Source organism: Flexivirga sp. G2, from assembly GCF_055397625.1.
The window spans coordinates 140704-162527 of the sequence record NZ_AP039675.1 but is presented as its reverse complement, the minus strand read 5'-3'; the positions used below and the strand labels follow the sequence as shown (position 1 = coordinate 162527).

Below are 21824 nucleotides of genomic sequence, written 5' to 3'. Positions count from 1 at the left end.
GTCAACCGGCCAGCACGTCGTTCGGGAAGCCCGGACTGCGGTGACCGTCGCGGCCGATCATGGTGTCGGCCGCGACCAGTGCGTTGATGACCGCTTCCTCGGTGGCGTGCACCACTGCGTCATACAGCGGGTTGACGGCCGGCCACGGGACGAAGTCGAGCTGCCGTATGCCGGCCGGTGCTTCGCCGATGCCGCTGTCGAGCGCTCCGGCGTTGGCGGTGGAGAAGGCCAGGAAGATGTCGCCCGAGAAGTGACTGCCGGTGGTGCCGGTGCGGGCCAGGCCGAGCGTGACCCGGCGGGCGAGCGCCTTGCACTGCAACGGCAATAGCGGAGCGTCCGTGGCGACCACCGTGATGCACGACCCGGAGCCGGGCGGCGTGCGGTGTGCGGCCTCCTCCATCGGGTTGTCGTCCAGCAGTTGCCGGCCGAGCTGCCGGCCCCGGACGGTCAACTGGTGGCGTGCGCCGAAGTTGGCCTGGGTGAGGACGCCGACGACATACGAGCGCCCGGCGACGGTGACCCGGCGGGACGACGTGCCGGTGCCGGCCTTGAAGCCGTAGCAGTTCATCCCGGTGCCGCCACCGACACTGCCCTCGGCGAGCGGTCCGGCGGTCGCCGCGTCGAGAGCGGCCATCGCCGTCTCCTCCCGCACGTGTCGGCCGTTGATGTCGTTGAGGTAGCCGTCATACGTCTCGCCGACCACCGGGAGATGCCAGCCGTCGCGCAGCCGCGGGTTCCGCGCGACGGCCCACTCCAGCACGCCGCGGTGCACCGGGCCGACCGCGTGGGTGTTGGTGATCGCCACGGGCAGGGCCAGCGAGCCGGTCTCCTCGATCCAGTGGCTCCCGGTCAGTTCACCGTTGCCGTTGAACGAGAACATCCCCGCCGGGACCGAGGTGCCGATCCGCTCGCGGCCGAGCGGCAGGATCGCGGTGACACCGGTGCGCACCGGTCCCTCGCCCGGAACCAGCGTTCCCTCTCCGTGCACGAGAGTGGCGTATCCGACCTCGACGCCTGGCACGTCGGTGAGCGCGTTCCATGCGCCGGGTGCGCCGTCGAAGTCGACGAGGTCACGGGCCCGGCGTGGTTCGGCACTCATGTCGCCACTCAACCAGAATCCGGCACCGCGTCGAGCCGCACAGGTGACGTCGAGTCGCAACTGTGCGGGTCGCTGCTAACTGTGCGAGTCGGCGCGGTGTGCGCGGGCGAGCAGGGCTGCGACGACGATGGTCGCGACGCCGGCGATCACCGCACCGATCAGCAGAATCACGTGGATGCCGTATGCCGTGCTGTCGACGGCCGCGTGCGTCAGCTGGTCCCGGACCTTCACTGGTGCGTGGCCGGACACCAACCGCCCCGCGCCGGAGGCGATCGCTTCCTTCAGCTGTCCGAGCTGACCGGCCGGCAGGTGCGCGGGCGCGACATCACTGGTCATCCGGGAGCCGGTGCGGGCCGCGAAGACCGCACCGAGACCGGCGACACCGGCGGCGGTGCCGACCTGCCGCAGGGTGTTGACGACACCGGTCGCCATACCGGCGCGATCGGGTTCGACACTGGCGAGGGCGGCGCTGGACAGGACCGCGCTGGAGGCGCCCAGGCCGATGCCGGCGAGGACGAATCCCGGTGCGAGCGCGGTCCAGTCGGACGATGCGTCGACCCGAGAGGCCCACACGAGCCCGATCGTCACGAGCAGCAGGCTGCCGCCGATGGTCACCACGGTCGGGACGCGGTGGCCGATGCGCGCAACGACCGGGGCGGCGATGAACGACGTGACGGTGAGGGGCAGGAAGCGCAGTCCCGCCTCGAACGGTGTGTAGCCGAGCGTGTTGACGAAGTAGAGACCGACGTAATTCGTTGCGGCCACGATGGTTCCGGCGATCACGAAGCCGGCGACGCCGATCCCGACGAAGCCTGGCCGGCGGAAGAGTTCGAGGTCGACCATCGGTTCGTCGGCGTGGGCGGCACGGACCAGGAAGACGACGAGTGCGACTGCCGCCAGCGCGAACGAGCCGACGATGATGCCCGAACCCCACCCCTCGGACTGACCGCGAATCAGCCCGAACACCAATGCTGCCAACGAGATCGTGAGTAGCGCGGTGCCGGCGACGTCGACCCGACGGGCCTTCTCGGCGCGCGACTCCGGCAGGCCGACCCGGGCCGCGAGGAACGCGAGCGCTCCGATCGGCACGTTGATCGCGAAGATCCACTGCCAGCCGGCGTTGTCGACGATGAGACCGCCGAGCAACGGGCCGACCGCCGTCGCGCCGGCGAGGGTCGCACCGAACGCACCGATCGCCTTCGCCCGCGCCCTCACGTCCGGGTAGGCGTGGCCGAGGATCGGCATCGCGGTACCGAAGAGCATCGCCGCACCGACCCCCTGGACGGCGCGCATCGCGTTGAGCATCAACGGGTTTACCGCCAACGCGCATGCGAGCGATCCGAGCGTGAAGATCGCCATACCGGCGGAGAAGAGGCGCCTGCGACCGAACCGGTCGCCGAGCGTCGCGGCGGTCAGCAGAAGCGCCGCGAGCGGCAACGTGTAGGCGTCCACGACCCACTGCAGGTCACCCAGGTCGGCGTGCAGGTCGGCCTGTATGTCGGGCAGTGCGACCGCGACGATCGTCATGTCCAGCATCAGCATGAACATCGCGACGCACACCAGGGCGAGGGCGAGACCGGGCCGCTGCGGCGTGGGAGCGCCCTCTCGGGTCGGCTTCGTGAGGGTGCTCGTGGACATGGTCTCCGCCTCGATCTCGGCTGGCTGATTCTTTGGGCTACGGGTGTTCGGTGAAGTAAGTTAACACCTGTAGCGCAACAACCGTCAATACACGTCTCTGAAAGGATCGCCGGTATGACGTCGAAGTCCGCGACACACCACGGGGGCACCGCGGCGTCCGGGTCGCGCCGCCGAGCGGTGGCGGCGCGCGGCGAAGGCACCCGGTTGCGCGAGGAGATCATCGAGGCGGCGATCGCCCTGGTCGAGGAACTTGCCGACCCGTGGCAGCTGTCCCTGCGCGCCGTCGCCCGGCGGGTCGGCGTCGCCGCGACGTCGATCTACCTGCACTTCGACTCGCTGGACGACCTGCTGCTGGTGGTCAAGCGGACGCTCTGGGAGCGCTTCGGGCAGACGATGCTGGACGCCGTGCCCGCGGACGCCGCGCCATACGAACGCGTGCTGGGGTTCGGGCGGGCCTACGTGGCCTTCGCGCAGGAGAACCCCGGCGCGTTCGGCACACTCTTCACCGCCACCTGGAACCTGCCGTTGCGCGAGGGGGAGGACTTCGTCGGCGCGGCGCAGTTCCACGTCGTCGTCGACGCGCTCACCGAGGTGTCACGCACTCCGGAGGAGGCGCAGCTGCGCGCAACCCAGCTCTGGTGCGGCATCCACGGGCTGGTGGTGCTGCACCAGCCGATGAGTCACTTCCCCTGGCCGGATCTCGAGGCGCAGCTCACCTCGTTGGCGCGGGTCTGGACCACCCCGACCGACTGACGCACTTGCCGGCGACTGACGCACGTGCAATTGCGTCAGTCGGCGTTTGTTGCGTCACTCGGCGGAAGAGTCAGCGGTATCCGGCGGCCTGGAGGCCGTAGAGCTCGGCGTAGTGACCGCCGCCCGCCATCAGCTCCTCGTGGGTGCCCTGCTCGGCGACCTTGCCGTCCGCGAGGACGATCACCCGATCGGCCGACGCCACCGTCGAGAAGCGGTGGGTGACGATCAGCGTCACCCCGCCCGCGCGGGACGTCTCCTTCGCGGCCGCCGCGTAGCGGTCGAAGAGCGCGTGCTCCGTCGCCGGGTCCAGCGCCGACGTCGGCTCATCGAGTACCAGTAGCAACGGCGCTCGCCGGACCATCGCCCGCCCGATCGCCAGCCGCTGCCACTGCCCGCCGGACAGGTCCACCCCGCCCGGCCAGGATGCACCGAGCCGGGTGTCGAGCCCGTCGGGGAGAGCCGTGAGTACGTCGGACGCCGCCGCGTCCTCCAGTGCCTCGAGCAGGCGTATGTCGTCGGGGATCTCGAGGTCGCGGTCGATCTGGTCTCGGTCGGCCTGGTCTGGATACACCTGGTCTCGATACACCTGGTCTCGATACACCTCCTCCGCTGCGCTCCCCCGGCACTCGACCCGCGGCTCCGCTGCGCTCCCCCGGCACTCGACCCGCAGCTCCGCTGCGCTCCCCCGGCACTCGACCCGCGGCTCCGCCAGGCCGCCGATGCCGATCGCCTCGCGCGCGGTGAGCTCGAGCTTGAGGTGGTCCTGGAACGCTCCAGCGCATCGGTGGCGCCAGTCGTCGAGCGAAAGGTCCTGCAGATCAACGGAATCCACCAGCACCTTGCCGCCGCTCACGTCATACATTCCGGTGAGCAGGCCGATCAGGGTGGACTTGCCGGCGCCGTTCTCGCCGACGACGGCGATCACCTCACCGGCCGGGAGGTGCAGGTCGATGTGGCTCAACGCGTCGCGGTCGGCACCGGGGTAGCGGAACGTCACGTCCTGCAGGGTCAGCCCGTCCCGCAGGGCGGTCGGCGCCGATGTCGAACCGGCGTGTGCGGCCGCGGTGGACTCGCCATACTCCTCGAGCCAGCGGTAACGCTTCACGGTCCGCAACGTCTGACCGAGGAAGTGGACCATCGACTGCAGGTTGCTGACCACGTCCCGCAACTGCCCCACGACGAGCACGGACGTGGCGAATCGCCCCGCCGAGACGCGCCCGTGGAGGGCGTCGTGCGCCAGCCAGACCAGCACGCCCGTGGCTGCCACGACGTAGACGATGGTGACGACGGCGGAGAAGACCGAACCTCGAGCTTCCGCGCGGACGAACGGTTTTCGCCATTCGCTGGCTTCACGGCCCAACAGCCGCAACAGCAGCCCGCGCGCGCCGAAGATGCGCAGCTCGGACGCGGCGACCGGGTCCACGGCGAGGCCGGCGAAATGCTTGCTGCGCCGACCGGCTGCCGCCGAAATGTCCTCGGCCTGCTCCTCCCACCGCATGGTCGAGCTGGCCCACCAGGTCGCCGGAGCACCGATGAAGAGCAGCAGCAGGAGGCGTAGGTCGGCGGTCGCGGCGACGATGATCGTCGTCACCGGAGCGACCAGGTTGTTGACGGCGTTGATCAGCGAGTTGTACGCCATACCAAGGGCACCCATGCGTTCGCGGAGGGCGTGCATCTGATCGCGGTAGCGCGGGTCCTGCAGATGATCGAGCGTCGCTGCGGTGCCGCTGACCTGGGCGACCCGGGCGTCGAAGTGGTGTCCGATGCGCTCGTTCAGGCCGACGCGCGCCTGCACACCGGCGACCCCGAGAACGAAGCCGAACGACTCGGTGAACGCGATGCCGCCGGCTCCCAGCACGAGCAGGTGGAGCTGGTGCGTCGCGAGACCGCCGACGACGAGTCCGAAGAACAGCGGCCGCAGATATTGCAGGACGCGGCCGGTCGCCTCGAGGAACGCGACCACGGTGGCGCTGCGGCTGATCCCCCAGGAAGTCCGGAGAACGAGTGCGATGGACTGCAGGTGATAGCGAATCATCAGTGTTCACCGGCCATTTCAGCGTCTTCCGCCCATTCGTCGTCGGTTCGTGCGGCGCCCGCGGCGGCGAACCGCGCTGCCTGCAGGCGGAACATGTCCGCGTAGGGACCGCCGGATGCCAGGAGCTGCTCGTGCGAACCGTCCTGGACGACGCCCTCGGGTCCCAGCACGACGATCCGCTCCGCATGGCGGACGCTGGACAGCCGGTGGCTGACCAGGATCGTCGTGACACCCCGGGTCACCTCGAGGAAACGGCCGAAGATCTCTGCCTCGGCACGTACGTCGAGCGCCGCTGTCGGTTCGTCCAGCACCAGAACACCGGCGCCCGCGGCGACGGCGCTGAGCGCTCGGGCCAGCGCGACACGCTGCCACTGGCCACCGGAAAGGTCTGTGCCGCCTGCATATCCGGGCTCGAGGACCGTTCCCCAGTCGTCGTCGAGGCGGGTCAGCACGTCGGTCCCCGCGGCGTCGCGCAACGCCCGTTCGGCCGTATGACGCACCGAACCGGCGTCGCCGCCGAGCGCCAGCAGCGGCAGGGCGACATTCGTCTCCAGACTGAGCTGGTAGCGGACGAAGTCCTGGAAGATCGTGGCCACCCGGCGACGCGCCTCGTCGTCCACGGCCGGATCGCGGCCGTCGACGCGGACCGTTCCCGAGTCCGGTGCATAGAGCCCGCAGAGCAGTTTGATCAGGGTCGACTTGCCCACGCCGTTGACCCCGACGACCGCCACCGACTGGCCGGCCGGGATGTGCAGGTCGAGGTTCCGGAAGACCGGCTCGGTGCGTGAGGGATAGGTGAAGGTCGCGTCGGTGACATCCACCGCGGCGGGTCTCGATACACCTCCTCCGCTGCGCTCCTCCGGCACTCGACCAGCTTTCCCGCTGTGGTCTCGATACACGGCTCGTTCCTCGCCGCACTCGACCAGCGCGGGGCCATGTCCCGAGCTCTCGAGCAGCTCTGGACCCAGTCCGAAGTCGGCACGCAGCTGGCGAATCTCGTTCTCGTAGAAGCGGGCTCGGATGGCCTGCACGTTGATATCGCCAAGGGCACCGAGCGTCGACATCTGCATCAGGCCCTGCAGGACGGTGACGGTGGATCCGATCGCCAGACTGCCGGTCCAGGCAGCGTGCCCTACCCAGACGTAGGAGCCGACCAGCATGATCGCGCTCACCGTGCAGCCGATGAGGGCACCCCGCAGCGCCCGCGACCGGCGCTGCCAGATGCCGGCGAAGGCGGCGAGCCACACCTCCCGGTAGCGCTGCAGCAGCCAGGGAGTCATGCCGAACAGGCGCAACTCCTTGCCACCCTCGCGCTCCAGGGGCAGCGACCGGAGGTAGTCGGCCTCGCGGCGGCCCAGGCTGCCGTCCTCGACCAGGTCTCGCAGCAGGACGTCGAGATAGCCGGTCCAGGTCACATGCAGGACGCGGAAGGCGAGCAGCGTCCACAGGGCGGCGAGCCAGGACCACTGCGCAACGGCCACCAGGCCACCGAGGCCGATGGCTCCGAAGCCGAGGACGTTCCAGGTGGCGTACATCGCGTTGACGCCGAACATGCCTCGCAGGTAATCCTCGATATCGCTGAATCGCGCTCTGGTCTCGGGGTTTTCGAGATGCTCGATACCGTGCGGAGCATTGGCGGCCTCGGCGACCAGCAGGACCTGCTGGCGGGTGAACCGCTGCTGCTGGGCGACCGACGCCGCTGCCTGGCAGGCCTCCGCCAACGGCTCGAGACCCAGCCCGACCGCCGTGAGCACCAGCCAGGTCCACACCTGGTCGGATTGATCGGTGATCGCCTGGACGGCATGCCCACTCGCGTAGACCATCAGCCAGATCGCGACGCCACGGACCGCGATGATGACGAAGAGGCCGAGCACGAGCGGCGGACTGGACCGCCACATCATCCGCCAGAAGTGTCGCTCGACACCCACCCAGCGCCGCACCCATCCCCAAAGACGCGATATATCGAGAGTTTGCACAAGGAGGAATGTAAACACAGACCTACTTCGATTACTACTGGTTACTCTGAGTAGGTGCAGATCACCGATCCGGTCATGGTCCGTTCGCTGGTGCGCGACGAGGCAGCGACGTACCTCGCGCCGTTCCTGCACGACGACCACTCGGTGAGCGAGGCGGCTGCGCTCCTGCGCTTGCCCCTCGCCCGGGTCCACTACTGGGTGCGCAGCCTGTATGACGTGGGTCTTCTCGAGGTGGTCGCCGAGACTCCTCGCAAGGGTCGTGCGATCAAGCGATACCGAGCGATAGCAACGGAATTCGTCGTTCCTGCCGAGTCGATGCCGGACGACTACTTCGCGCGGGTGATGCGCCGGACCAACGCGGAGATGACCGAGGCGCTCACCGCAGCCGGCCCGGAGTGGGTCGTCGCCGGGGACTTCCGCATCTCGGCGACGTCACCCGTCCGCGGTTCCCGTGAGCGGATGCTCAAGAACCCGCAGGGTCCGCGTGTCCCGATCCATCAGAGCGGCCGCGGACTGTGGATCACCGAGGCGCAGGCGCTCGAACTCATCGACGAGATCACTGCGCTCAGCGAGCGCTGGGTCGAGATCAGCGATGACGCGGGCGATCTGCAGCTCTACCAGTTGGAGATCGCGCTGGCCCCGATGCCCGGCTAGCCCGGGTCGACAGCTCAGACGGAGAGCGTGCTCCGGTGGTCCGGCCGGACGACGACGGGTGTGAACGCCGTACGCCGCCGGGTGCCGGACCACAGCAGCAGTCCGGCGACACCGGCCACCGTGAACCACACGTCCGCCCCGAAGCTGACCACGCCGAAGTCGCCGCCCGCCACGTCGAAGACCAGTGCGGGAGCGCCACGCAGCAGCGCCAAGACGGCGGCGATGCGGGTGACCGCACGCAGCCGGTCCGTGCCCCGACCGGACACCAATAGCAACGCGCCCGCTGCGGCGGCATACATGAGCAGGCCGGCGAGGACGTCATACGCGAGGAACCACGGTCGATCGAAGATCGACTCGAAGGAGGCGGGCAATCCACCGCGCCAGCCCGCGGCCCACGCGAGGTGAACGCAGGCGAAGCCGAAGGACCAGGCCGCCAGGAAGATGCCGAGGAAGTGGGTACGCCGTGTCATGTCACCGAACGTATGGCGGCACGGTGCGACCCCGACATGCTCGCGCGAGTGAAACAGGTCCCCCGCGCGGGGGACCTGTCAGGCCTGCCGTTGTCGGAGAGCTTCGTGCAGGACGATCGAACCGGCGGTGGCGGCATTCAGTGAGCTGGCCGAGCCGACCATCGGGATGCTGAGCATCCGATCGCACGCCTCCCGCCACGCCGCGCTCATGCCACGTGTCTCGTTGCCGATCACCACCATGGTCGGGCCGGCCAGGTCGACCGCGCGCAGGTCGGTCTCACCGCCTTCGTCGGTGCCGAAAACCGTGTATGGGACACCGGATTCGCGCTGCGCGGCGACCCAGGAGATCACGTCCGCTGCAGCCGGGACCCGCACGGTCGGGACGGCGAAGAGCGAGCCGGTGGAGGCCCGGACCGCGCGCGGGTCGTAAGGGTCCGCGGCGTGGCCCGCCACCACCAGACCGGTGCCGCCGAACGCGTCGAGCGACCGGGTCAGCGTGCCGATGTTGCCCGGGCCGGACGGCCGGTCGAAGACCGCGATCAGTGGTGACTTGTCCGGAGTCACGAGTCGATCGAGGTCGTCGGCCGGCATACGCACGACCGCCACCAGCTCGGGGCGCTCTTCCGTGTCCCGCTCGCCGAGCTCGGCGAGCAGTTCGTCGGCGAGTTCGAATCGCTGCCCGGGCGCAGTGCGCCATACCTCTTCGGCCCAGCGGGTCGGACGGGCGCCAACTGGACGCAGCAGCGCCGCGAAGTCCCAATGGTGTTCCAGGGCAAGGGAGATCGGCCGAACACCCTGCACGAGGAACTCGCCGGCCCGGTGTCGCTTGGTCCGGTTGCCCAGGAGCGCCTGCCACTGCTGGAAGGTCGCGTTGCGGCTTGTCACACGCTGGATCGAAGGGCTCACCTGCGCATTCTGCCTCGCCCGCGGTTTCGATACGCTCCCCCGCTTCGCTCCTCCACTACTCGACCCGCGTGGGTGGCAGGCTGGAGAAATGAGCCAGACATCTTCAGCCGACGACCATGCACAGCAGCTGGCGGCGGAATCACTCGCCGCGGGCAGTCCGACGGCGTGGTTCGAATCGCTGTATGACGCAGCCGGCCGCGGTGAAGCAGAGGTCCCGTGGGACCGCGGGACGCCGCATCCGATGCTCAGTGAGTGGTTCGCACAGCACCCAGAGGAAGCCATCGGGGCCGGGCGAACCGCGATCGTGCCGGGTATGGGTCCGGGACAGGACTCGGAACTGCTGGCGTCATTGGGTTTCCGGACAACGGCGTTCGACGTGGCACCCAGTGCGGTGGAGCAGGTGCGGACTGCGCATCCCGACAGTTCGGTCGACTACCGGGTGGCCGACCTGTTCGACCTGCCGGTCGAATGGTCCGGCCGCTTCGATCTGGTCGTCGAGGCGATGACCGTGCAGTCGATGCCGCGTGACGTGCGCGCAGAGGGCACCGCGGCGGTCCGGTCGCTGGTCGCGCCGGGTGGCGTGCTGCTCGTCATCGGGAGCGTGCTGCCGGCGGACGCGGACCCGCTGGAGGGTCCGCCGTGGCGTCTCACCCATGCCGAGATCGAGGCGTTCGGAGTGGACGGCCTGGCGTTGCAGCGCATTGACCAGGACGTCGAGGGCAACCGCTACCGGGCGGAGTTCCGAAGGCGTGGCGTCGAGTAACGAGCCGCGGTTTCGATACGCTCCCCTTCGAGACGCGGCTCGTACCTCACCGCTCCTCAGGGCGCAGCTCCGGAGCTCAACCCGCAGCAGTTGGCCCGGGGTTTTCGATACGCCCCCCGATTCGCTCCCCTTCGAGACGCGGCTCGTACCTCACCGCTCCTCAGGGCGCCGCTCCGGCGCTCAACCCGCAGCAGTTGGCCAGACGCTGACTGCCTCCGGGGCGATGTGCACGCTCACCGGGTCGCCGACACGGGGCCGAGCGCCATTCGAAATCAACTGGTGCGCCTGCAGATCCAGGCCTTGTGACCAGTGCAGCTCGAGCAGCAGCTGACTGCCGAGGTCGACGACGTCGGCGATCGTGACCTCGTGATCGCCGGTGTCACCTACCGTCACTCGCTCGGGTCGCACACACCAGGTGACCGGAGTCCCGGGGGCCAGTGTGCTGGTCGTTGCCACGCGTACGCCGTCGGCTTCGACGACACCCCCGGACGTCATCACCCCGGTCCGGACGTTGGTCAGGCCGAGCAACCGTGCCACGGCCGGGCTCGCGGGTGCGTCGAAGACTTCCCGCACCGTCCCGGCCTGGGCGACCCGACCGTCGACGATCACCACGAGTTCGTCGGCGAGCATCGCGGCCTCGGTGGGGTCATGCGTCACCAGAACCGTTGCGAGAGAATCACGTTGCTGCAATTGACGCAGCAGGCCGGTCAGTTCCTGGCGGACCGGGTAGTCGAGCGCGGAGAAGGGTTCGTCCAGCAACAACAGCCGCGGTGAACCGGCGAGGGCAGCCGCGAGAACCACTCGCTGACGCTGTCCGCCGGACAGCTGGTGCGGTAGTCGGTCCTGCAGCCCGTCGAGCTGCAGTCGATGCAACCACCAGGCCGCAACACCGGGGTCGGCATGGACGCCGAAAGTCGCCTGTTGCCAGGCTGTTCGGTCCGGGAAGAGCCCGTGTTGCTGCGGCACGTAGCCGAGGTTGCGGTCCTCGACCACCGTCGCGGACAGCTCCGTGTCACCCAGTCGCACGGATCCCACGTCGGACCCGAGCAGCCCGGCGAGCGAGCGGAGCAGGACGGATTTCCCTGCGCCCGATGCACCCAGCACAGCGATGCGTGGGCTGCGCGCGGTGTGCGCCACCTGCAGATGGAAGCTACCGACCCGGGTGTCGATGTCGAACGCCACCGGTCGGGCATCGACGGCCGTCGGTCGTGTCGGTTCGACCGCCGGAGCAGGCCGCCGCAATCGCTCCTGTATGACGCGAGGGGCTCGAAAACCCGCCAGCAACAACACGATCGCCGCAACGCCGAGCGCCAGCGCGGTCGGTGCCTGCGTTGTCGGGATGCCGGTCGAGGAGAACTGCACGTAGGTGAAGACGGGCAGCGTGTAGGGGTGGTAGGCGAGCAGCACCGTGGCGCCATACTCACCCAGCGCACGCAGCCAGGTCAGCAGCATCCCGGCCCGGATGGCCGGTGCGGCGATCCGCAGGTCGACGCGGACGAAGCGGGCGAGCGGCCGGTGCCCGAGTGTCGCTGCGACGTCCTCCAGTTGCGGATCGATCGCTTCGAACGCCGACCGCGCCGCGATGATCAGAAAGGGTGCGGCGACGAAGGTCTGAGCGATGACGACGCCGGCGATCGACTCGGTCAGCCGGCCGCCGAACCGCTCGCCCAGCCAGGTGTAGGGACCGACGAGGTAGACCAGCACGATGCCGCTCATCACCGGCGGCAGCGCGAGCGGCAACTGGACGAGCACGCCGACGACACGTCGCAGCGGGCCACGCGAGTGCGCCATCCAATGAGCCAGCGGGACACCGAGCAGGGTGACGATGCCGGCGCTGATCGACGCACTGATCGCCGAGGTGCGGAGGGCGTCGACGAGGCCGGATTCGCCGAATCCTCGGTTGTCCGAGCCGGCCAGCCGGATGACGAACGCGACGAGGGGGACAGCCAAATAGAGGGCGAGCACCGCCCCGAGCAGCGGGAGCGGCCCACCCCGTCGTCGAGTCACGTGCTGGGCAACACCTTTCGGACCGTGTCCGGCACGCCGGAGCCGGTCACGGTGGGCGGGGTGACGAGCGTGAAGCCGTCCTTCTTCAGCATCGCCTGGCCGTCAGGGCCGAGCAGGTGGGCGACGAACGCCTCCGCGCCGGCTTGATTGGGAGTTCCCTTGACCACGGACGCAGTGTAGGTCGCCTTGAGCTGCTGGCCGGTGAGCTCGACGGTCGGTATGCCGGCCAGCTTGGCCTCACTGGTGTAGAAGAAGCCGGCATCCAGCTGCCCGGACTGCAGGTCCGCGACCAGCGTCTCCTCCGGGAAGACGATCTTGTCGTTGTTGGCCAGGTCGAGCAGCTTGGGGTGGTCCTTGCCGGCAGCGAGCAGCGCCTTGTGCGCGAGCTTGCCCTTGGGGTCCGCCTTCGGGTCGGTGGTGCCGACCCGCAGGCCGGGCTCGGTGAGCACGTCATACCAAGGGCCGGCCTTGATCTTGTCGGCGAACTTGCTGCCCTTGTTGTAGCCCAGCACGAGCGCCGAGGTCGCGTAGGTGACGTACCACTGCACCCAGTCGCCGTTCTTCGCTCCCATCAGCTCGGCATCGGCATCCGGGCTGGCACTGATGAAGACGTCGGCCTTGCGCACCTTGCCCTTGATCTGCGCCGCGAGCGCCGTCGAGCCCGCCGAGAATCCGGCGAACGTGTAACCCGTCGCCTTCTCGTATGCCGGACCGAGCTGCTTCTCCATCAGCGCGACGAGCGAGCCGGCATAGAGGACGTTGACCGTGCCCGATCCGGTGGGAGCGGCGGAGGAGCCGGAACCGGTGCCACCCCCTGATGTGGCGCCCGCTCCGGATGAGGAGCCCGAGCCGCCGGCTGTGCCGCCTCCTGTGCCGCCCCCAGAAGAGCCGCACGCAGCGAGCGCCGAGGCGCCGCCGACCAGTCCGAGTGCCAACAGGCCACGACGCGAAAGATCACTCATGGGAACGAAGTTAGCAGCCGACTAGTGACACTGTGACTAGTTCATCCTTGCTGGCCGAGGAGGCTGGAGGAGCGGAGCGGGGGAGGCCGTCTCGAGGTCGCCGTCCGCGCGCTACTTTTCGAGACGTTCGTTCGTCCCCCTTCGAGACGCCCGCTCGTACCTCACGGGCTCCTCAGGGAACTCGCGCGTCGGAGATGGTGGCGAGGAAGTCGAGCACGGCCCGGGTGGAGCTGACCCGCCACAGCGCGAGGGTGCGCTCGAAGCTGCCGGGCTCGGCGGCCGCCACGTCGGCCCGCAGATCAACCAGGCGTGCGGTGAACACGTCGCGCTGGGCCGCGATCAAGGCACTCGGATCCCGGCCGCTGCGATCGAGCAGCGCGAGTTTCAGCAGCAACGCGGAGCGGGCATCCCGCGGACGGAGCACCGGTTCGTCGAGCCAGGCGTGCAATCGACGTCGTCCGGCGGCCGTGACCCGGACGACGGTCCGGTCGGGACCCGGCCCGTCGGTCTCGATGCCGTCGGATTGCACCAGGGCCGCGTCCTCGAGTCGTCCGAGTTCCCGATAGACGACGGCGCGCGGGATACGCCATACCCGACCGAGGTCGCCGTTCGCAGCGAACAGCGAGGCCACCGCGAAGCCGTGCGTTCGACCCTCGGCGACGGCACCGAGCACGCCCAGACCGGCGGTGCTGATGGCCGGCGAGACGGCACCACTGGGCGGGCTGCTCGGCATGCGTCCAGGGTACGACCGACGCCAGGACATGAACGCTCGTCCGCCTTCCGGGCTTGACCAATCCCATACCAACTACGGCGAATCCCACCGCCTGCCAACGCCGATCGCCGTTGCGCACGATGGGAGACTTGATCGATGACCCAAATCGCGCGCGCCGGATCCGCTGCCCCTCGATCCGAAGACGATGTACACGAGGGTCGCCGACGCGACCTCGCCGTGGCCGCCCTGCACACGTGGAGCGAATACGGCTACTCCCAGGTGTCGGTGCGCAATGTCGCACGACGCACGCGGTTCTCGCACGGCATGGTGCATTACTACTTCCGGAGCAAGGACGCGCTGGTCGCCGAGTGCGTGCGGATCATCCGCGACTCGCAGATCTTCAGTGCCGGGAACGGCAGCCCCGACGACGTCACGTCATACTCCCGACTCGTCGCGGACACCATCTGCGAGAGCCTGCGCACGAACCGCCGGTTGCACCGGATCCGGTTCGACCTGCGCAACCAGAGCCAGTTCGAGCCCGGCCTGCGTTGCTACGCCGACGAGATCGAGGAGGCGTATGCCGCCGCGAAACAGGCGGTGCGGGAGCGCTACGAGTCCCTGGGCTGGGTCTTCGACCCGCCGTTCGAGTTGTTGGCCGCGCAGGTCGACGCGCTCCGCGAGCGAGCCGTCCGCGACGAGTTGCTGGGCCAGGACCTCGACGACGTCGTGGCGACCATGCACGCCGACCTGTTGCGGGTGCTGCCGAAGGGTCGCTGACCCTCAGCCGGCCGGGATCGTGCCGACGAGTTCGTCGCGGCCGAGCTTGCCGTCGCGGGACTTCGCGATCACCTCACGCGCCTTGCCGGTCGAGTCCCAGACGTTCCAGAGCAGCACGCCACGCACCACGTCGTCGCGCAGGTAGTAGACGACGGCCGCGGTGTGGGCGTCGTTCCAGTCCTCGACGGTGTCCAGCCGCGAGTCCAGGTCACCGACCGCTTCGTAGCCGTTGTCGAAGAGATCGGACCAGAAGATCGGGGTGTAGTCGTAGACCTCGTCGGCCCCGGCCAGGTTGCGGCCGGCCTTCTTGCCCATCGCCTCGGCGTTGTCGACGTGCTCCACGCGGCGCCGGCCGAGCAGCGCGTCGTCGTAGCTGGCGACATCGCCCGCGGCATACACATCGGCGGCGGAGGTCCGCAGGTGATCGTCGACCACGATGCCGTTGTCGGTGGTCAGCCCGGCGGCCTCGGCCAGCTCGACGCGGGGCGTCACCCCGATGCCGACGACGACCACGCCGGCCTCGACGGACGTCCCGTCACCGACCTGTATGGCGACGGTGTCGCCGGTCAGGGTGCCGTCGGCGACCTGCTCCCGGGTGAGCAGCCGCACGCCACGGTCGGTGAAGTCCTTGGTGATCAGCTGCGCGATCGAGGGCGGGAAGATGCGCTGCTGCACCAGCTCCTCGTCGAAGATCATCGTCACCTTCGCGTCGTTCTGGGTCAGCGCGGACGCGATCTCGGCGCCGATGTAGCCGCCGCCGACGGCGGTGACAACAGTGCCTGCGGTGTCACGGCCGGCGAGGTCGCGCAGTCGCCGGTAGTCCGCCGCGGTCCGGTAGTAGATGACGCGGTCGGAGTCGGGCAGGTCGAGCATCCGTGGCGTCGATCCGGTGGCGAGCAGCAGCTTGCCGTAGGTGATCGTCGCGCCACCCTGCACCGTGACGGTGTGCGCGTCGGGGTCGATGGCCGTGACCGGGCTGTTGGTCTGCAGGTCGGCCTGCTGGCCGTCCAGCAGTTGCGTGCCGTCGAGCGTGGCGTCCTTGTCGAGCCAGAGCTTCTTCGACAGGTCGGGTCGGTAGACGGGCCCGTCCGGTTCGGCGCCGAGAACGAGGATCGAGCCGCTCTCGTCGATCTCGCGGATGCCGCCCACCGCTGCGGCCGCTGCCACACCTCCGCCGACGATCACGTAGTCGTACTTCTTGCCGTCGAGATCTGCCATGACTCTCCTCGGGTCCGCTGAGCTCCGCTCCGTGCGTCGATCCTCTCGATCGTATGACGCACCGGGCACCCAGGGAAGGAGACGCCGGCCCGCCTGGGTCTATTCCCGATTTCGGCTGTGAATTTTCTTACCGGACAACGGATTCCGAGAGTTTTGCAGCTTTCGTGATCGGGTCTATCGTCGGATCCATGCCGACAACAACACCTGCATTGTCCGTCGCCGCGCCCGGCGAGCGGTTCGCTCCGATCAACCTCGAGCGTCGTGACCTGGCCGACAACGACGTCCGCATCGACATCCAGTGGGCAGGCATCTGCCACAGCGACATACACACCATCCGCGAGGAGTGGGGCAGCGCCAACTTCCCGCTCGTCACCGGCCACGAGATCGCCGGCATCGTCAGCGAGGTCGGCTCCGCCGTCACCCGCCACAAGGTCGGCGACCGCGTCGGCGTCGGCTGCCTGGTCGACTCCTGCGGTGAGTGCGAGCAGTGCAAGAACGGCTTCGAGCAGTTCTGCGAGCGCGGCTCGGTGGGCACCTACAACAGCAAGGGCTACGACGGCGAGATCACCCAGGGCGGCTACGCCCAGCAGGTCGTCGTCTCCGAGCGATTCGTCTGCCACATCCCGGACGGCATCGACCTGGACGTCGCGGCGCCGCTCCTGTGCGCCGGCATCACGACCTACTCCCCGCTGAAGCGGTGGGGCGCTCGTCCCGGCGCGAAGGTCGCCGTGGTCGGCATGGGCGGCCTCGGCCACCTGGGCGTCAAGATCGCTGCCGCGATGGGCGCCGAGGTGACGGTGCTGTCGCGGACGACCGCGAAGTCCGAGGACGCCAAGGAGTTCGGCGCGGTCGACCACCTGGCCACCTCGGACGAGAACGTCTTCAAGGACAACGCCGGCCGCTTCGACCTGATCCTCAACACGGTCAGCGCGGACCTGCCGATGGAGGACTACCTGCGACTGGTGAAGCCGACCGGTGCCCTCGTCTCGGTCGGTATGCCGAACAAGCCCTACGAGATCTCACCCGGCAGCCTGATCGGCCGCAACAAGGTCGTCGCCGGCTCGATGATCGGCGGCATCCCCGAGACCCAGGAGATGCTCGACTTCTGCGCCGAGCACGGCATCGGCGCCACGATCGAGCGCATCGACGCCACCCAGGTCGACGACGCCTACGACAAGGTCGTCGCCGGGGATGTGCGCTACCGCTACGTGATCGACACCTCGACCATCAAGCCGTAATCCCGACGCTGGTCGGGTGCCGGGGGAGCGTAGCGGAGGAGGTGTATCGAGACCCCGGTCTCGATACACTCGTTCCCCCGCTTCGCTCCTCCACTCGCTACTCGACCGACGTGCGTGTCGGATCGATGATCGTCATGCCTGCTGGTGCGGCGGTGTCCATGGTGGGCAGTAGTTCGGCGGCTTCGTCCAGCCCGACGACTCGCTCGATGAGGTCCTGCGGACGCAGCGCACCCGACTCGATGAGGGCGAGCATCTCCGGGTAGTCGACGGCCGCCATACCGTGGCTGCCGAGCAGGTCGAGCTCCCAGCCGATCACACGCGCCATCGGCACGCGGGGATGGCCCTCGACCGGCGGCAACAGGCCCACCTGCACGTGCCGGCCCCGCCGTCGCAGGCTGAGAATCGAGTCGGCACAAGTGTTTTCGGTGCCGACGGCGTCGACCGCGACGTGGGTGCCGCCGGTCAGCCGGTGCACCTGCTCCGGTATGTCGCCCCCGTCGGCGACCAGCAGGTGGTCGGCCCCGAACTCGGTCGCCTTCGCCAGTGCACCTTGATGACGGTCCACCGCAATCACCTGCGCACCAAGGGATTTCGCGATCATCACGGCGGACAGACCGACGCCGCCGGCGCCGACGACCGTGACGCATTCGCCCGGCTGCAGGTGCGCACGGCCCACGAGCGCGCGGTATGCCGTGGCGAACCGGCAGCCCAGACTCGCCGCGGCCTCGAAACTCACGCCGTCCGGGATCGCGACGAGATTGGTGTCGGCCGCGTGCAGCACGACGTACTCCGCGAACGAACCCCAGTGCGTGAAGCCGGGCTGTTCCTGGTCGGGGCAGACCTGGGCGTTGCCCGCCATACACCATTCACAGCGGCCGCAGCCCTCGACGAACGGCGCCGTGACACGGTCGCCAACGCGCCAATTGCGCACTCCCACACCGACTTCGGCGACAACACCGGCCAATTCGTGGCCAGGCACGTGCGGCAACGCGATGTCGTCGTGCCCCGCCCACGCATGCCAGTCACTCCGGCACAGTCCGGTCGCACGGACGTGCACCACCACGCCACCCTGCGGCGCGACCGGCCGGGGAACCTCCCGCACCGCGAGTGGTCCGGCGATCGCGTCCATCAGCACCGCGCGCATCAGCCGGCTCCCTCAGTCCTCGTCGTCGTATTCCTCGTCGTTCTCCTGGTCGTCGATCGTCTCATCACGGCGCCGCCCGCGCGTCAGCAGCATGGCGACCGCACCGACGACTCCGATGACGACGATCGCGACGACGGCCACGATGGCAGCGGTCGGCGTGCCGTTGCTCGACGAGGTGTCCGCAGGCGCAGCCGCACCGCTCGCAGAACCGTTGGCGCTGCATGGTTTCGGGGCAGAGATGCCCTTGGCGGCGACGGCTCCGGCCCTCGGTCGATAGGTGAAGGAAATGCTGTCGGAGACCGGATGACCGTCGGCGGACACGATCCGCCACGTGACTGTGTACTTGCCGGCTGCGCCGAGCGCCACGGGTATGGCGACGGTCGCATCCGTCACCGTCGCACACGCTGTCTCGAAGTAGCGACCGTCCGGCCCGCGCACACTCACCTGCGGCGGCGCCGGGCGACTCAACACGATGTCGTTGAAGGTCAGCGAGACCCGCTTCGGGGCGGCGGTGACGGTGCTGTTCAGCTTCGGGGTGCTCCCGACCAGATAGTCGTGCGCCTGCGCCGCCGGTATGACGCCGAGCACCGCGACAAGCAGCGCGACCGCTCCGATGGTCAGGCGGCGCAACGCTTTTCGAGTCGGTATGGCGCTCATCGCGATCGCCGCGTTGCGCCATACAGGGCGACGAGCAGGGCGACCACGGCGACTGCCAGGCCGCCGACACCGAACCAGACGCCACTGTTCGAGTCGTTGCCACTGTCCGACGACTGCGGTGCGGCGGCGACGGAGGGAGCGTCCGTCGGCGCTGACGACGGTGCAGCCGCACCGATGGTCAGCACGGGTGCCGGATGCTCCGGCTCCGCGCCGCCGGCCTTCGTCGGCTCGTCCCACTTCACGACGGAGCCGTCGGAATAGGTCTGGATGGCATCGAAACTGACCGACGGCACGTCGGGCACGATGCCGATGGAGACCGGAAACTGTTGGAACTGACCGGGTTTGATCTCGGCGCCCTTGGACGCGGTCCAGACGATCTTCGTCGGCGCCTGGGTGATCGTGCCGTCCTCGGTCTTCACCGGCTTCGCCAGCTTGGTGGTGGTGATCTTCGCCGACCAGCCCGGCACCGGCTGATAGGACGCCGAGGTGAAGGGGTGGTCGGTGGGCAGGTCGACCTCGACCTTGACGGTCGAGGCGTTCGCCTTCTCGGTCGGCACGCGGAAGTTCACGGTCGCATAGGAGCCCGCCTGCGCGGTGTCGGGATCCACCTTGACGTGCGCCTGGGCGGCGACCGGGATGGCCAGGAGCAGGCCGGTGGTGGCGACGAGGGCGGCGGCGCGGCGGGACGAGGGCGGCAGTGTGGAGGTCACGCCGCCGACTCTACAACTTGTAGAACGCTCACCGGAACGCGGACTGCCCAGTCAGTGCCTGGCCGATGATCAGCTGGTGCACCTCGCTGGTGCCCTCGTAGGTCAGCACCGACTCGAGGTTGTTGGCGTGCCGCAGGATCGGGAACTCCAGCGTGATCCCCGCTGCGCCGAGGATGGTGCGGCATTCGCGGGCGATGGCGATCGCCTCGCGCACGTTGTTGAGCTTGCCCAGCGAAATCTGTTCCGGGCGAAGGGTTCCCGCGTCCTTCAGCTTCCCCAGCTGCAACGCCAGCAGCATGCCCTTGCCCAGCTCGAGCGACATGTCGGCGAGCTTCGCCTGGGTCAGTTGGTATGACGCGAGGGACTTGTCGTAGATCTGCCGGTCCGCGGCATACGCGATGGTCGCCTCGAGGCAGTCCCGTGCGGCACCGAGCGAGCCGAAGACGATGCCGAAGCGGGCCTCGTTGAGGCAGGTGAGCGGTCCCTTGAGGCCACGCACCTCGGGGAACACGGCGTCGGCCGGCAGCCGGACGTCGTCGAGCACCAGCTCGCTGGTGACCGATGCGCGCAGCGACATCTTGTGCATGATCTTCGGCGCGGAGAAGCCGGGGGTGTCGGTCGGAACGACGAATCCCCTGATGCCGCGGCCGTTCTCACCCTCGTCGGTCTGCGCCCAGACGACCGCCACGTCGGCGATCGAGCCGTTCGTGATCCACAGCTTGTTGCCGTTCAGGACCCAGTCGTCGCCGTCCCGGCGAGCGCGGGTGCGCATGCCCGCCGGGTTGGAGCCGAAATCGGGCTCGGTCAGCCCGAAGCAGCCGATGGCCTCACCCGTGGCCATCCGGGGGAGCCAGGCGTCCTTCTGCTCCTCGCTGCCCCAGTGGTGGATCGCGAACATCGCCAGCGAGCCCTGCACCGACACCAGCGACCGGACACCGGAGTCAGCAGCCTCCATCTCCATGCACGCCAGTCCGTATGCCGTCGCCGACGTCCCCGCGCACCCGTAGCCCTCCAGGTGCATTCCGAGCACGCCGAGTTCGCCCAGTTCACGGGCCAATTCGCGGGCCGGGAGGTCTCCGGCCTCGTACCACTCGGCAAGGTGCGGCTTGATCTTGTCGGTCGCGAAGGCTCGCACCGCGTCCCGCAACTCGCGATCGTCCGCGCTGATCAGCTCATCGGTGGCAAAGAGTTCCAGCGGTGTCTGCGTCATACGACCCGATTATGCCTTCGTCGTCGTGAGGTCCTGCGTGCCGAGGACCGCGAGCAGATCCAGCTTCTCCCGGCAGTCGGTGCCCGGCCGCGGGTGCAGCAGGACGAGGGTGGAGCCGTCGACGCCGCTGGTCAGGTGCTCACACAGCAGGTCGAGCAGGCCGACCTCGGGGTGCAGCATCCGCTTCTCGTCGGAGCGGCGCACTGCGACCTCGTGCTCGGCCCACAGGTCGGCGAACTCCGGGCTGGCCCGGAGCAGGTCGGTCACGAGCTCCACCACCTCCGGATCGTCGCCGCGGCGGCCCACGGTCGCTCGCAGGTCGGCGACGTGGATGCGCGAGTGCGAGTCCCAGTCCTGCTCGGGCACCCGACTGCGCGATGCCTCGTCGGTGAACCATCGCCACGTGTGGCTGCGCTCGTGCCCGACGAGTGACTCCTGATCGCCGGAGACCAGCTTCGACATACGGTTCTGGAGCACGACCCGGCTCAGGTCGTCGACGACGAAAGCCGGTGTGTCGTCAAGGCGGTCGAGCAAATAGAGAACACCCGGGCTGACGTGCGCCCCGGTGCTGTGCCGCGCCGGTGGTGCCTGGTCGGCGAGGTGGAAGAGGTGGTCCCGCTCGTCCTCGGTCATCCGCAGCGCGCGAGCCAGCGCACTCAGCACACCGACGGACGGATGCGGTCCACGACGCTGCTCGAGCCGCGCGTAGTAGTCGGTCGAGATCGAGGCCAGGGCCGCCACCTCGTCGCGTCGCAGGCCCGGCGTACGGCGTCGGCGTCCGGCCGGAAGCCCAACGTCCGCCGGGTCCAGTCGTTCGCGACGACTGCGCAGCAGGTCGGCGAGAGCAGCACGATCCATACCCTCCACGGTGCCGCACCGACCTGGGATTAGCCAG

The 21824-nt window shown here is 68.9% G+C and carries 20 protein-coding genes; 5 read left to right on the top strand and 15 right to left on the bottom strand.

The window, feature by feature from the left end; all coding sequences use genetic code 11:
• Nucleotide 1: 1 nt before the first annotated feature.
• Together ACZ50J_RS00805 and ACZ50J_RS00800 are read right to left on the bottom strand one after the other, a co-directional pair.
• Nucleotides 2–1099 carry a DmpA family aminopeptidase gene (locus tag ACZ50J_RS00805; protein ID WP_464299387.1) on the bottom strand — a complete coding sequence of 366 codons (1098 nt, stop codon included), beginning with the start codon at nucleotides 1097–1099 and terminating at the stop codon, nucleotides 2–4.
• 75 nt (nucleotides 1100–1174) lie between these two features.
• Entirely contained in the window at nucleotides 1175–2737 is a 1563-nt protein-coding gene (locus ACZ50J_RS00800) for an MFS transporter (RefSeq protein WP_464299386.1), read from the bottom strand.
• A 114-nt stretch (nucleotides 2738–2851) separates the two neighbouring features.
• Here ACZ50J_RS00800 and ACZ50J_RS00795 point away from each other — a divergent pair, with 114 nt between their 5' ends.
• The gene (locus tag ACZ50J_RS00795; protein ID WP_464299385.1) at nucleotides 2852–3490 is read left to right on the top strand and encodes a TetR/AcrR family transcriptional regulator; all 639 of its coding nucleotides are present in this window, start codon (nucleotides 2852–2854) and stop codon (nucleotides 3488–3490) included.
• Between the two features lie 70 nt (nucleotides 3491–3560).
• On the opposite strand, the gene ACZ50J_RS00790 is transcribed toward ACZ50J_RS00795, so the two are convergent.
• Together ACZ50J_RS00790 and ACZ50J_RS00785 are read right to left on the bottom strand one after the other, a co-directional pair.
• Nucleotides 3561–5525: an ABC transporter ATP-binding protein gene (locus ACZ50J_RS00790; protein WP_464299384.1), complete on the bottom strand. Its 1965-nt coding sequence runs from the start codon at nucleotides 5523–5525 to the stop codon at nucleotides 3561–3563.
• Nucleotides 5525–7426 carry an ATP-binding cassette domain-containing protein gene (locus ACZ50J_RS00785; protein ID WP_464299383.1) on the bottom strand — a complete coding sequence of 634 codons (1902 nt, stop codon included), beginning with the start codon at nucleotides 7424–7426 and terminating at the stop codon, nucleotides 5525–5527. The genes ACZ50J_RS00790 and ACZ50J_RS00785 overlap by 1 nt, the downstream gene beginning before the upstream one ends.
• Nucleotides 7427–7555: 129 nt before the next feature.
• On the opposite strand from ACZ50J_RS00785, the gene ACZ50J_RS00780 reads away from it, so the two are divergent.
• The gene (locus ACZ50J_RS00780) at nucleotides 7556–8155 is read left to right on the top strand and encodes a hypothetical protein (RefSeq protein ID WP_464299382.1); all 600 of its coding nucleotides are present in this window, start codon (nucleotides 7556–7558) and stop codon (nucleotides 8153–8155) included.
• Between the two features lie 14 nt (nucleotides 8156–8169).
• Here ACZ50J_RS00780 and ACZ50J_RS00775 read toward each other — a convergent pair whose 3' ends face one another.
• Nucleotides 8170–8625, bottom strand: coding sequence for a hypothetical protein (locus tag ACZ50J_RS00775; protein ID WP_464299381.1), 456 nt, complete (start codon nucleotides 8623–8625; stop codon nucleotides 8170–8172).
• A 78-nt stretch (nucleotides 8626–8703) separates the two neighbouring features.
• Complete coding sequence (locus ACZ50J_RS00770; protein ID WP_464299380.1) at nucleotides 8704–9510, bottom strand: TrmH family RNA methyltransferase; 807 nt, start codon at nucleotides 9508–9510, stop codon at nucleotides 8704–8706.
• Between the two features lie 109 nt (nucleotides 9511–9619).
• Between ACZ50J_RS00770 and ACZ50J_RS00765 the strand changes: the two genes are divergently transcribed.
• A complete protein-coding gene (locus ACZ50J_RS00765; RefSeq protein WP_464299379.1) occupies nucleotides 9620–10294 on the top strand; it encodes a class I SAM-dependent methyltransferase in 675 nt (224 codons plus the stop codon).
• 180 nt (nucleotides 10295–10474) lie between these two features.
• Here ACZ50J_RS00765 and ACZ50J_RS00760 read toward each other — a convergent pair whose 3' ends face one another.
• From ACZ50J_RS00760 to ACZ50J_RS00750, 3 genes are all read right to left on the bottom strand, one after another.
• Nucleotides 10475–12301, bottom strand: coding sequence for an ATP-binding cassette domain-containing protein (locus tag ACZ50J_RS00760; RefSeq protein ID WP_464299378.1), 1827 nt, complete (start codon nucleotides 12299–12301; stop codon nucleotides 10475–10477).
• The gene (locus ACZ50J_RS00755; RefSeq protein WP_464299377.1) at nucleotides 12298–13263 is read right to left on the bottom strand and encodes an extracellular solute-binding protein; all 966 of its coding nucleotides are present in this window, start codon (nucleotides 13261–13263) and stop codon (nucleotides 12298–12300) included. Before ACZ50J_RS00755 ends, ACZ50J_RS00760 begins: the two co-directional genes overlap by 4 nt.
• 172 nt (nucleotides 13264–13435) lie before the next feature.
• Nucleotides 13436–13996, bottom strand: coding sequence for a PadR family transcriptional regulator (locus tag ACZ50J_RS00750; RefSeq protein ID WP_464299376.1), 561 nt, complete (start codon nucleotides 13994–13996; stop codon nucleotides 13436–13438).
• A 135-nt stretch (nucleotides 13997–14131) separates the two neighbouring features.
• Here ACZ50J_RS00750 and ACZ50J_RS00745 point away from each other — a divergent pair, with 135 nt between their 5' ends.
• Entirely contained in the window at nucleotides 14132–14752 is a 621-nt protein-coding gene (locus ACZ50J_RS00745; RefSeq protein ID WP_464299375.1) for a TetR/AcrR family transcriptional regulator, read from the top strand.
• Nucleotides 14753–14755: 3 nt separating this feature from the next.
• Here ACZ50J_RS00745 and ACZ50J_RS00740 read toward each other — a convergent pair whose 3' ends face one another.
• Nucleotides 14756–15970, bottom strand: a complete 1215-nt coding sequence (locus ACZ50J_RS00740; protein WP_464299374.1) for an NAD(P)/FAD-dependent oxidoreductase — start codon at nucleotides 15968–15970, stop codon at nucleotides 14756–14758.
• A 188-nt stretch (nucleotides 15971–16158) separates the two neighbouring features.
• On the opposite strand from ACZ50J_RS00740, the gene ACZ50J_RS00735 reads away from it, so the two are divergent.
• On the top strand, nucleotides 16159–17208 hold the full coding sequence (locus ACZ50J_RS00735) for an NAD(P)-dependent alcohol dehydrogenase (RefSeq protein ID WP_464299373.1): 1050 nt from the start codon (nucleotides 16159–16161) through the stop codon (nucleotides 17206–17208).
• A gap of 97 nt (nucleotides 17209–17305) precedes the next feature.
• Here ACZ50J_RS00735 and ACZ50J_RS00730 read toward each other — a convergent pair whose 3' ends face one another.
• From ACZ50J_RS00730 to ACZ50J_RS00710, 5 genes are read right to left on the bottom strand one after another with little or no spacing between them, the layout of a single operon-like run.
• Nucleotides 17306–18352 carry an alcohol dehydrogenase catalytic domain-containing protein gene (locus ACZ50J_RS00730; protein WP_464299372.1) on the bottom strand — a complete coding sequence of 349 codons (1047 nt, stop codon included), beginning with the start codon at nucleotides 18350–18352 and terminating at the stop codon, nucleotides 17306–17308.
• 12 nt (nucleotides 18353–18364) lie between these two features.
• Nucleotides 18365–19009 (bottom strand): copper resistance CopC family protein, encoded by a 645-nt coding sequence (locus ACZ50J_RS00725; RefSeq protein WP_464299371.1) that lies wholly within the window; start codon nucleotides 19007–19009, stop codon nucleotides 18365–18367.
• Nucleotides 19006–19719 (bottom strand): YcnI family copper-binding membrane protein, encoded by a 714-nt coding sequence (locus tag ACZ50J_RS00720; protein ID WP_464299370.1) that lies wholly within the window; start codon nucleotides 19717–19719, stop codon nucleotides 19006–19008. Before ACZ50J_RS00720 ends, ACZ50J_RS00725 begins: the two co-directional genes overlap by 4 nt.
• Nucleotides 19720–19747: 28 nt before the next feature.
• Nucleotides 19748–20929 (bottom strand): acyl-CoA dehydrogenase family protein, encoded by a 1182-nt coding sequence (locus tag ACZ50J_RS00715; protein WP_464299369.1) that lies wholly within the window; start codon nucleotides 20927–20929, stop codon nucleotides 19748–19750.
• Between the two features lie 9 nt (nucleotides 20930–20938).
• On the bottom strand, nucleotides 20939–21787 hold the full coding sequence (locus ACZ50J_RS00710; protein ID WP_464299368.1) for a helix-turn-helix transcriptional regulator: 849 nt from the start codon (nucleotides 21785–21787) through the stop codon (nucleotides 20939–20941).
• Nucleotides 21788–21824 lie beyond the last annotated feature (37 nt).

What these genes read in the sequence shown, in the direction of transcription:
- ACZ50J_RS00805 (WP_464299387.1), bottom strand. Translation starts at nt 1,099, where the DNA reads ATGAGTGCCGAACCACGCCGGGCCCGTGACCTCGTCGACTTCGACGGC.
- ACZ50J_RS00800 (WP_464299386.1), bottom strand. Translation starts at nt 2,737, where the DNA reads ATGTCCACGAGCACCCTCACGAAGCCGACCCGAGAGGGCGCTCCCACG.
- ACZ50J_RS00795 (WP_464299385.1), top strand. Translation starts at nt 2,852, where the DNA reads ATGACGTCGAAGTCCGCGACACACCACGGGGGCACCGCGGCGTCCGGG.
- ACZ50J_RS00790 (WP_464299384.1), bottom strand. Translation starts at nt 5,525, where the DNA reads ATGATTCGCTATCACCTGCAGTCCATCGCACTCGTTCTCCGGACTTCC.
- ACZ50J_RS00785 (WP_464299383.1), bottom strand. Translation starts at nt 7,426, where the DNA reads ATGATGTGGCGGTCCAGTCCGCCGCTCGTGCTCGGCCTCTTCGTCATC.
- ACZ50J_RS00775 (WP_464299381.1), bottom strand. Translation starts at nt 8,625, where the DNA reads ATGACACGGCGTACCCACTTCCTCGGCATCTTCCTGGCGGCCTGGTCC.
- ACZ50J_RS00765 (WP_464299379.1), top strand. Translation starts at nt 9,620, where the DNA reads ATGAGCCAGACATCTTCAGCCGACGACCATGCACAGCAGCTGGCGGCG.
- ACZ50J_RS00755 (WP_464299377.1), bottom strand. Translation starts at nt 13,263, where the DNA reads ATGAGTGATCTTTCGCGTCGTGGCCTGTTGGCACTCGGACTGGTCGGC.
- ACZ50J_RS00750 (WP_464299376.1), bottom strand. Translation starts at nt 13,996, where the DNA reads ATGCCGAGCAGCCCGCCCAGTGGTGCCGTCTCGCCGGCCATCAGCACC.
- ACZ50J_RS00745 (WP_464299375.1), top strand. Translation starts at nt 14,132, where the DNA reads ATGACCCAAATCGCGCGCGCCGGATCCGCTGCCCCTCGATCCGAAGAC.
- ACZ50J_RS00740 (WP_464299374.1), bottom strand. Translation starts at nt 15,970, where the DNA reads ATGGCAGATCTCGACGGCAAGAAGTACGACTACGTGATCGTCGGCGGA.
- ACZ50J_RS00735 (WP_464299373.1), top strand. Translation starts at nt 16,159, where the DNA reads ATGCCGACAACAACACCTGCATTGTCCGTCGCCGCGCCCGGCGAGCGG.
- ACZ50J_RS00730 (WP_464299372.1), bottom strand. Translation starts at nt 18,352, where the DNA reads ATGCGCGCGGTGCTGATGGACGCGATCGCCGGACCACTCGCGGTGCGG.
- ACZ50J_RS00725 (WP_464299371.1), bottom strand. Translation starts at nt 19,009, where the DNA reads ATGAGCGCCATACCGACTCGAAAAGCGTTGCGCCGCCTGACCATCGGA.
- ACZ50J_RS00715 (WP_464299369.1), bottom strand. Translation starts at nt 20,929, where the DNA reads ATGACGCAGACACCGCTGGAACTCTTTGCCACCGATGAGCTGATCAGC.
- ACZ50J_RS00710 (WP_464299368.1), bottom strand. Translation starts at nt 21,787, where the DNA reads ATGGATCGTGCTGCTCTCGCCGACCTGCTGCGCAGTCGTCGCGAACGA.